General features: G+C 72.7%; 11 protein-coding genes. 9 read left to right on the plus strand and 2 right to left on the minus strand.

Annotated elements, in window-relative coordinates:
- Window positions 1-6: 6 nt before the first annotated feature.
- From moeZ to VFN12_RS16220, 9 genes are all read left to right on the plus strand, one after another.
- On the plus strand, window positions 7-1284 hold the full coding sequence (gene moeZ, locus VFN12_RS16180) for an adenylyltransferase/sulfurtransferase MoeZ (RefSeq protein ID WP_325119803.1): 1278 nt from the start codon (window positions 7-9) through the stop codon (window positions 1282-1284).
- Window positions 1285-1395: 111 nt separating this feature from the next.
- Window positions 1396-2310: a hypothetical protein gene (locus VFN12_RS16185; RefSeq protein WP_325119793.1), complete on the plus strand. Its 915-nt coding sequence runs from the start codon at window positions 1396-1398 to the stop codon at window positions 2308-2310.
- Window positions 2311-2390: 80 nt separating this feature from the next.
- A complete protein-coding gene (locus VFN12_RS16190) occupies window positions 2391-3257 on the plus strand; it encodes a trypsin-like peptidase domain-containing protein (RefSeq protein ID WP_325119794.1) in 867 nt (288 codons plus the stop codon).
- Window positions 3258-3330: 73 nt separating this feature from the next.
- Window positions 3331-4065, plus strand: a complete 735-nt coding sequence (locus VFN12_RS16195; RefSeq protein ID WP_325119795.1) for a DUF4129 domain-containing protein — start codon at window positions 3331-3333, stop codon at window positions 4063-4065.
- A complete protein-coding gene (locus VFN12_RS16200; RefSeq protein ID WP_325119796.1) occupies window positions 4062-4529 on the plus strand; it encodes a hypothetical protein in 468 nt (155 codons plus the stop codon). Before VFN12_RS16195 ends, VFN12_RS16200 begins: the two co-directional genes overlap by 4 nt.
- Window positions 4526-5500, plus strand: a complete 975-nt coding sequence (locus VFN12_RS16205; RefSeq protein WP_325119797.1) for a MoxR family ATPase — start codon at window positions 4526-4528, stop codon at window positions 5498-5500. The genes VFN12_RS16200 and VFN12_RS16205 overlap by 4 nt, the downstream gene beginning before the upstream one ends.
- A complete protein-coding gene (locus VFN12_RS16210; protein ID WP_325119798.1) occupies window positions 5497-6795 on the plus strand; it encodes a DUF58 domain-containing protein in 1299 nt (432 codons plus the stop codon). The genes VFN12_RS16205 and VFN12_RS16210 overlap by 4 nt, the downstream gene beginning before the upstream one ends.
- Window positions 6792-7307, plus strand: coding sequence for a hypothetical protein (locus VFN12_RS16215; RefSeq protein WP_325119799.1), 516 nt, complete (start codon window positions 6792-6794; stop codon window positions 7305-7307). The genes VFN12_RS16210 and VFN12_RS16215 overlap by 4 nt, the downstream gene beginning before the upstream one ends.
- Complete coding sequence (locus VFN12_RS16220; RefSeq protein WP_325119800.1) at window positions 7307-7630, plus strand: MGMT family protein; 324 nt, start codon at window positions 7307-7309, stop codon at window positions 7628-7630. Before VFN12_RS16215 ends, VFN12_RS16220 begins: the two co-directional genes overlap by 1 nt.
- Here the strand turns inward: VFN12_RS16220 and VFN12_RS16225 are convergent.
- Together VFN12_RS16225 and VFN12_RS16230 are read right to left on the minus strand one after the other, a co-directional pair.
- A complete protein-coding gene (locus VFN12_RS16225) occupies window positions 7627-8301 on the minus strand; it encodes a DUF3558 family protein (RefSeq protein ID WP_325119801.1) in 675 nt (224 codons plus the stop codon). The two genes, VFN12_RS16220 and VFN12_RS16225, sit on opposite strands and share 4 nt — an antisense overlap.
- A gap of 23 nt (window positions 8302-8324) precedes the next feature.
- On the minus strand, window positions 8325-8572 hold a 248-nt coding region (locus VFN12_RS16230), incomplete at its 5' end, for an SCO7613 C-terminal domain-containing membrane protein (protein ID WP_325119802.1).

Consider the following 8572-nt stretch of genomic DNA (forward strand, 5'->3'; position numbering starts at 1 on the left):
GGGAACATGGGGGATGTCGCCGGTGTTGCGCCGGTACCACCCCAGATCCTCCAGGAGGAGTACGACGTGTCCGAAGGGACGACCGCTCGGGAGCCGCTCGTCGAACCGGCTGCCGAGCTCACCATCGACGAGGTACGCCGCTACAGCCGGCACCTGATCATCCCGGACGTGGGGATGAGCGGGCAGAAGCGACTCAAGAACGCGAAGGTCCTCGTCATCGGCGCGGGAGGCCTCGGCAGCCCTGCGCTCCTCTACCTCGCGGCGGCCGGCGTCGGCACGATCGGGATCGCCGAGTTCGACGAGGTCGACGAGTCCAACCTCCAGCGCCAGGTGATCCACGGCCAGTCCGACGTCGGTCGGCCCAAGGCCGAGTCGGCCAAGGACTCCATCGCCGAGGTCAACCCGCTGATCGACGTGGTCGTCCACAACGAGCGCCTCGACAACGACAACGTGCTCGGCATCTTCGAGGGCTACGACCTGATCGTCGACGGCACCGACAACTTCGCCACGCGCTACATGGTCAACGACGCGGCGTACTTCCTGAAGATCCCCTACGTGTGGGGCTCGATCTACCGCTTCGACGGCCAGGCGTCGGTGTTCTGGCCGACCGCGCCCGAGGGCGACGCCCCGTGCTACCGCTGCCTCTACCCCGAGCCGCCTCCGCCCGGGATGGTGCCCTCGTGCGCCGAGGGCGGCGTGCTCGGAGTGCTCTGTGCCAGCATCGGCTCGATCCAGGTCAACGAGGCGATCAAGCTGCTGACCGGCATCGGCGAGCCGCTGGTGGGCCAGCTGATGATCTACGACGCCCTCGAGATGGAGTACCGCAAGCTCAAGGTCCGCAAGGACCCCAACTGCGCGCTGTGCGGCGAGAACCCGACCGTCACCGGGCTCATCGACTACGAGACCTTCTGTGGCGCCGTCTCCGACGAAGCGGCGGACGCCGCGGCCGGAGCCACGATCTCGGTGACCCAGCTCGAGCACATGCTCAAGGAGCGCGACGAGGGCACGCGCGACTTCGTCCTCGTCGACGTCCGGGAGCCCAACGAGTACGAGATCAACAAGATCCCCGGCTCGGTCCTCATCCCGAAGGGGGAGTTCCTGAACGGCAACGCGCTCGGCGAGCTGCCGAACGACAAGCCAGTCGTCCTCCACTGCAAGTCCGGCGTGCGCTCCGCGGAGTGCCTCGCGGTGCTCAAGGGCGCCGGGTTCGCCGACGCCGTGCACGTCGGTGGAGGGGTCGCGGCCTGGGTCAGCCAGGTCGATCCCAGCCAGCCGTCGTACTGAGGCAGGGCACGCCCGATCGCGTAACTCCGTTTGGCCGGCGTCGTTGAAGGGAACGACACCGGATGTCGGCGACCCCTGAGCCGGCACCAACGACTGGAGGGACACACGCATATGAGGTTCGCCTCGTCGAAGTCCACGCGCCGGACGGCCGGCGCCCTCTCGATCCTGATCAGCGCCGTTCTCGGGGCAGCACTGGTCACGGCTCAGCCGGCAGCCGCTGCCAAGGGCGGCAAGAGCGGTGGTCGCACCAGCGTCGCCGTCGCCTGGGCTCCTGCCGACAGCGCCGAGATCACCCCTGGCGTCCAGACCTACACCGATGGCTCCCAGTGCACGGCCAACTTCGTCTTCACCGACGCCGCGGGCACCGTCTACATCGGCCAGGCCGCGCACTGCGCGGGCACCGGTGGCGCCACCGAGACCAACGGCTGCGACTCGGGCTCGCTCCCGCTCGGCACGCGCGTCACGCTCAACCGCGGCGGCTCGCTGGTGAGCGATGGCGAGCAGGTCGGGCAGGGCACCCTCGTCTACTCCTCGTGGCTGACCATGCAGCAGCGCAACGAGAGCGACGCCAACACCTGCGACTACAACGACTTCGCGCTGATCAAGATCGACGCCGCGGACGTCTCGAAGGTGAACCCGTCGATCCCGTTCTGGGGTGGCCCGGTCGGGCTGAACACCGACGGCACCGCTGCCGGAGACTCGGTCTACTCCTACGGCAACTCCAGCCTGCGCGGTGGCGTCGAGGAGCTCTCGCCCAAGCAGGGCACGAGCCTCGGTACCGACAGCGACGGCTGGAACCACCAGGTCTACACGGTGACGCCGGGCGTCCCGGGTGACTCCGGCAGCGCCTTCCTCGACGCCGAGGGCAACGCCCTGGGCACGCTGTCGACCGTGCAGCTGGCTCCTCTCGCCGGCTCGAACGGCGTCGGTGACCTTGCCCACGAGCTGGCCTACGCCCAGCAGTACGGCGGGTTCAACGGCCTCACCCTGGCCCAGGGCACCGAGCCCTTCTCGCCCACCCTGTGAGGTAGCGCACGTCGCACGGCCCCCGAAAAAGAACAGCCCCGTCCGCGTAGCCGGACGGGGCTGTTTCTCGTTGTACCGGCATGCGCCCGACACGACTCCTCACGTCCCTGGCCACGGCGGCCGCCCTCCTGACCGCCACCGTCCTCGCCTCGCCGGCCCCGCAGGCGCAGGCCGACCTGCCGGCCCGCTGGGCACCGGCAGCGAAGGCCAAGATCCACCCGGGCGTGCAGATGTACACCAAGGGCGCCCAGTGCACCGGGAACTTCGTCTTCTCCGACCGCGTCGGACGCGTGTACGTCGGCTACGCCGCACACTGCGCGGGCAAGGGCGAGGCCACCGACACCAACGGCTGCAACACCCGCTCGCACCCGATCGGGACCAGGGTCAGGTTCGCCGACGACGGCACCCTGGTCACCGGCGGCACCACGGTCGGCCGGGGCACCCTGGTCTACAGCTCCTGGATCACGATGCACCGTCGGCACACGCGCAGCCGCGCCGCCTGCGAGGCCAACGACTTCGCGCTGGTGCGGGTCGACCGCAACGACCGCCGCAAGGTCAACCCCTCGGTGCCGTTCTGGGGAGGACCGACGGGCCTCTCCAAGGCCGGGGCGCCGGCCGGGAGCCGGGTCTACTCGTGGGGGCACTCCAGCCTGCGACCCGGCACCGCACTCTCCCCCAAGGTCGGCGAGTCGCTCGGGCGGACCAACCGCGGCTGGGGCTGGGAGGTCTACACGGCGACCCCGGGCATCCCGGGTGACTCCGGCAGCGGCTTCCTCGACGCACGGGGACGGGCCCTCGGAACCCTGTCCACCGTGCAGATCGCGCCGCTCGCCGGGGCCAACGGGCTCGGTGACCTCGAGCACGAGCTCCGCTTCGCACAGAGCTACTCCGGCATCCGGGGCCTGCACCTGGTGCGCGGTACCAAGAAGTTCTCGCCCCTCGGCTGATCGGTCCCCGGGCGGGGATCTGTGACCCCGGCGTGACCCATCCGGGCCGGTTCCGCCGGTAGGTTCGGGCGCCATGGGGGCGAGTCGAGCACCGGTGACCGCGGTCGTCGCCGTCGTCGGCGGCGTCCTGCTGGTCGCGGTGCTGGTCACCTGGGCCGCCTCCATCGGGCCCAGCGGAGTCCTCACCGGCGAGGGGCCGCAGGCGCAGCGGCTCACTCCGCAGGAGACGAGCTCGCTGGAGGCGCCGACGGGGGACCCGCCGGAGGAGGTGCGGGACCGGTTGGCCGAGAAGCTGGCCGGGGACCACCCGATCCTCCGCGCGATCGCCTACGTGCTCGAGCTCGCGGCGCTGCTGTGCGTGCTCTACGTGCTCTATCGCACGGGACGCTGGGCCTGGCAGACCTTCGACGCCAGGCGACGACCGCCTCCTCCGCCGGAGGATGTCGAGTTCGACGTCCTGGCGGGTCCACGGCGCCTCGTCGAGGAGATCACCAGCGACGCGGCTGAGCAGCGGCGCGTCCTGCTGGAGGGCTCTCCGCGCAACGCCATCGTCGAGTGCTGGCACCGTTTCGAGCAGCAGGCCGCCGGCGCGGGACTGGAGCGGCATCCCTGGGAGACCTCGTCGGAGTTCACGTTGCGGATGCTCGACCTGGTCGCCGCCGACTCCGGTGCGGTCGCCGAGCTGGCTGTGCTCTACCGCGAGGCCAGGTTCTCCAGCCACTCCCTCGACGAGGCAGCGCGCGCCCGGGCGGTCGCCGACCTGGACGCCATCCACGCGGGGTTGCTCGCCGGCCGGGGGCAGGCATGAAGCGCTGGTTGCGCCGAGCCGCCGCGGCAGCCGTGCTGTTCGTGGTCCTCGACGTCGTGCTCACGGTGTTCGACTTCGCGCCCGACCACCTGCGCCTGGCCCTGCTGGTGACGCTGGCCGTGGCCGTGGCCGGCCTGCTCACCGACAGCATCGCGGACGAGGGGCCGCTCTGGCGGGTGGAGCCGATGGGCACCGGTGCCCCGACAGCGACCGACCCCCACCTGGCGTCGTACGTCCGGATCCTCGAGAGCCACCTGACCGCCCGTACCGCCGACATCGCGCTCCGCGACCGGCTCGCCGCGCTCTGCGACGAACGCCTGGCGCGCCGGCACTCGCTGACCCGCGCCGACCCGGCCGCCGAGCCGCTGCTGGGCACCGAGCTGATCCGCGACCTCGCCGGACCGCCGCGCCGGCTGCGTCGGGACGAGATCGAGGCCCACCTGAGGAGGATCGAGGAGCTGTGAGCGAGAGGGTGACGGAAGCGTCCCGGGTCGCGGGGCTGGTGCTCGACGAGGTCGAGAAGGCGATCGTCGGGAAGCGCGAGGCGCTGCGGCTGGTCCTCGCCGCCGTCCTGGCCAAGGGGCACGTGCTCCTCGAGGACTTCCCGGGACTCGGCAAGACGCTGGCGGCCCGCTCCCTCGCCCAGGCGCTGGGGCTCTCGTTCACCCGGGCGCAGTTCACCCCCGACCTGCTGCCGGCGGACCTGACCGGCTCCTTCCTCTACAACCAGCGCGAGGGCACCTTCGAGTTCCGCCGCGGACCGCTGTTCACCGGCCTCCTGCTGGCCGACGAGATCAACCGGACCCCGCCGAAGACCCAGGCGGCGTTGCTGGAGGCGATGCAGGAGCGTCAGGTGACCGTGGAGGGCGAGACCTTCCCGCTGGCCGAGCCCTTCCACGTGCTGGCCACCGCGAACCCGGTCGAGTACGAAGGCACCTACCCGCTGCCCGAGGCGCAGCTGGACCGGTTCCTGCTCCGGGTGAGCTTCGGCTACCCCTCTCCGCACGAGGAGTACGACGTGCTCGCCCGCCGGCTCGAGCGGCAGCAGGAGGAGGTCGTCCTCGACGCGGTCACCGACGGCCCGGGACTGCTCGCGCTCCAGGCCGCCGTCGAGACGGTCCGGGTCGACGAGAGCGTCGGCCGCTACTGCGTGGAGCTGGCCGGGGCCACCCGGGAGCACCACGAGGTCCTCACCGGCTCCTCGCCCCGCGGCTCGCTCGGTCTGGTGCTGACCGCCCGCGCGTGGGCGCTGCTGCGCGGTCGTGACTACGTCATCCCGGAGGACGTCAAGGCCGTCGCCCGCTCGGTCCTGGCCCACCGGATCACGGTCCGCCCCGAGCTCTGGATGACCGACGTGACGGGCGTCCGGGTGGTCGACGACGTCCTCGGCCGGGTGCCGACCCCGGCGACCCTCGAGGAGACCCGCCGGTCATGACGCGGTGGCGTCCCACGGGAGGGCTGCGTCGGTGCCTGGCCGTCGGGGTGCTCGGCCTGGCCTTGGCCGTGGCCCTGGGCGACGCGGTGCTGGTCGTGCTCACGGCCCCCTTCCTGCTGCTGGGCGCCCTGGCCCTCATGCACCGCCCGGCGTCGAGCCCGACGGTCACCGCCCGTCTCGACCACCAGTGGATGCACGAGGGACAGGGGACGCGCTCCCGGCTGCTGGTCTCGGATCTCGACGGGGTCGAGCACGTCACCCGGATGGCGACTCCCGCGCCGTACGTCGCCACGCACCCGGCCCACGGGCGGCTCGGCCGGCTCGTGGTCGGGGGCTCCGGACTGCCGGTGCTCGAGGTCAGCCCGCGGCGGTGGGGCCGGCGGATCCTGGGTCACGAGGACGTCGCCCTGACCAGCCGGTGGGCGGGGTTCCGCTGGGGGCCCGTCCCGCTGGTGGGCAGCCAGCTGCAGGTGCTGCCGGTCCGGGCGCCGTACGACTCGCGGGCGGAGGCGCCGCAGCCGCTCGGGCTGGTGGGCGCCCATCGCTCGCGGCGGATCGGGTCGGGCAGCGAGTTCTCCGGGATCCGCCCCTTCCAGGCCGGCGACCGGCTGCGCAGGATCAACTGGCGGGTCTCGCTGCGCACCCGCCACCTGCACGTCGTGACCGCCCGGGCGGAGGAGGACACCGGCGTCCTGCTCGTCGTCGACGCCCTCGCCGACCACGGGCGCTCCGGAGGGATGGGCGGAACGGCCAGCAGCCTGGACGTGACGGTCCGGGCCGGCGCCGCGCTCGCCGAGCACCACGTCCGGCGCGGGGACCGGGTCTCGCTCCGCGTCATCGGGCCGAAACGGATCAGCGAGGTCGGCTTCGGCACGGGGGAGCGGCACCTGCGCAGCCTGCTCGGACGGCTGTCGATGGTGGGTCCCGGCGAGTCGCGGACCTTCGGCCGGGCGAGGCCGACCTTCGGGGTCACCGGAGGGACCGTCGTGATCGTCCTCTCGCCCATGCTGTCCGACGCCGTCGCCACGGCGACCGCGACCCTGGTCCGGCGGGGGCTGCCGGTGGTGGTGATCGACACCCTGCCGGGCGGCCTGTCGCTGCAGGTGGCCGAGGGCACCGATCCCCGGGTCGCCGGGCTGGCGTGGCGGATGCGCCTGCTGGAGCGGGACCAGGTGCTGGCCCGGCTGGCCTCGCTCGGGTGTCCCGTGGTGGCCTGGCGCGGTCCCGGCACCGTCGACGACGTCATGCGTCGCCTGGCCCGGCGCGCCCAGCTCCCGCAGGTGCGTGTGCCATGACGCGCGGCTGGACGCCCGCGCAGCTGGTGTTGCGGGGCACGATCGTGGCCGGGGTGATGGCCGCCCTGGTGGCCACCGGCCTGCGCGGAGTGTGGCCGGCCTGGTGGCTCATCGTCCTCGTGGGCGGCCTCGCGGTGGCGTTCGCGCTCGTGCCGGAGGCGCCGATGGGCACGGTGGCGACCGGCCTGGTGCTGGCGTGGTGGGGGCTCGCCTTCCGGGACGGGCCGCATCCGCAGGCGCTGCTGGCGGCCGCCGGGCTGCTGGTCGCGCACGTCGCGGCCGTGCTCGCCGGCTACGGCCCGCGCGAGCTGCCCCTGGACCGCATGACGGTGCGGCTCTGGGTGGTGCGGGGCGCGGTCGTGTTCCTGGCGGCACCGGCGGTGTTCGCGGTGGCGAGCCTGCTGCGCGGACAGCCCGAGCCGGTCGGGATCTGGGTCGCCGGTCTGGCCGCCGCGCTGGTCACGACCGTCGCGGCCGGACTCGTCCTCACCGAGTCGTCGCGGGAGCCCTGATGAGGATCGATCCGGAGGAGTACGTCGAGCTGGTGCTGACGTGCGTCGAGCAGATCCCCCGTGGACGGGTATCGACGTACGGCGCGATCGCGGAGGCGGTCGGTGAGGCCGCCGGAGGAGGCGGTCCGCGCCAGGTGGGGTCGATCATGGCGGCGTACGGCGGCCCGGTGCCGTGGTGGCGCGTGGTGCGGGCCGACGGGTCGTTGCCGCCGAGCCATCAGGGAGAGGCGCGCCAGGCCTACCTGGAGGAGGGCACGCCGCTGCGGCCGTCCGGCAACGTCGACATCGCCCGGGCCCTGTGGCGGCCGCCCCCGCGGGGCTAGCTCGCGCCGAGGTTCCTGCGATGCGCGGACCTGAGGGCCTCGCTCACCGGTGCGATGGGCAGCGGCTCCCCGAGCCCCGTCTCGTCCGCGATCATCACCGACGTGAACCGGCCCTCGGTGCACTGCTGGCCGGTGACGGCCATGGCGTTCTCGCGATCGGGGACGACGTTCACGATCCAGCGGGAGCCAGCGGGCTGGCCCTGCAGCTCGAGCATCTCCGAGAAGAGGGAGCAGGCCTCGACCGGGTCGAGCTCCTGGCCGGCCTCGACGAGCTCGGCCCCGGCTCGGATCTTCCTCAGGTTCGCCGAGTCCGTGAACTGCCCCGAGGACTCGAGCGCCCGCAGGGCATCGGGAAGCGACTGCGCCCAGGTCGACGAGGTGGACCCGATCACCTGGACGAACCCTCCGTCGGCGATCGCCCACTGGCAGTTGGTGAGCCCACCGGTCATGCCGGACCGTGCGGCGCCCACGGCCCCGCCGGCCACCTGCTCCACCTCGCGGTTGGGCAGCAGGTCGCACGGGTCCGACGGGGCGGCAGAGGGTGTCGCACTGGTCTCCGTCGGGCTGGTCCCGGTCGAACTGGAGGACGCGGCCGGCTCGCGTGTGTCACCCGAGGAGCAACCGACGACCAGGACGCAGGAGGCGATGGCGAGGAGGAGAGCGGCGCGCACCGCCGGATCATGGCAGACGGGATTCAGCGCAGCCGCCCGAGGTAGGCCGTGGCCCGCCGCAGCTCCATGATCCGGTGCTCCCACGTGACTCCCACGACGGTCAGGATCGTTCCGGCCAGGCCGATCAGGACCCACTGCGGCAGCTCGCTGGCGTAGGGCGCGACCTCACGGAGGACGAGCAGGCCGCCGACGAGGCCGCCCACCGCCAGGGGGGCGCTCCAGCCGAGCTGGGCGCCGGCCAGCACCAGACCGAGGCACACGAGGCCGAGCA

It is taken from the genome of Nocardioides sp. (assembly GCF_035703625.1).
In the GTDB taxonomy this organism is placed as follows: domain Bacteria; phylum Actinomycetota; class Actinomycetes; order Propionibacteriales; family Nocardioidaceae; genus Nocardioides.

Excerpts from the sequence above, each read along its gene's own strand:
- moeZ (WP_325119803.1), top strand. The coding sequence starts at position 7 with ATGGGGGATGTCGCCGGTGTTGCGCCGGTACCACCCCAGATCCTCCAG.
- VFN12_RS16185 (WP_325119793.1), top strand. The coding sequence starts at position 1,396 with ATGAGGTTCGCCTCGTCGAAGTCCACGCGCCGGACGGCCGGCGCCCTC.
- VFN12_RS16190 (WP_325119794.1), top strand. The coding sequence starts at position 2,391 with ATGCGCCCGACACGACTCCTCACGTCCCTGGCCACGGCGGCCGCCCTC.
- VFN12_RS16195 (WP_325119795.1), top strand. The coding sequence starts at position 3,331 with ATGGGGGCGAGTCGAGCACCGGTGACCGCGGTCGTCGCCGTCGTCGGC.
- VFN12_RS16200 (WP_325119796.1), top strand. The coding sequence starts at position 4,062 with ATGAAGCGCTGGTTGCGCCGAGCCGCCGCGGCAGCCGTGCTGTTCGTG.
- VFN12_RS16210 (WP_325119798.1), top strand. The coding sequence starts at position 5,497 with ATGACGCGGTGGCGTCCCACGGGAGGGCTGCGTCGGTGCCTGGCCGTC.
- VFN12_RS16215 (WP_325119799.1), top strand. The coding sequence starts at position 6,792 with ATGACGCGCGGCTGGACGCCCGCGCAGCTGGTGTTGCGGGGCACGATC.
- VFN12_RS16220 (WP_325119800.1), top strand. The coding sequence starts at position 7,307 with ATGAGGATCGATCCGGAGGAGTACGTCGAGCTGGTGCTGACGTGCGTC.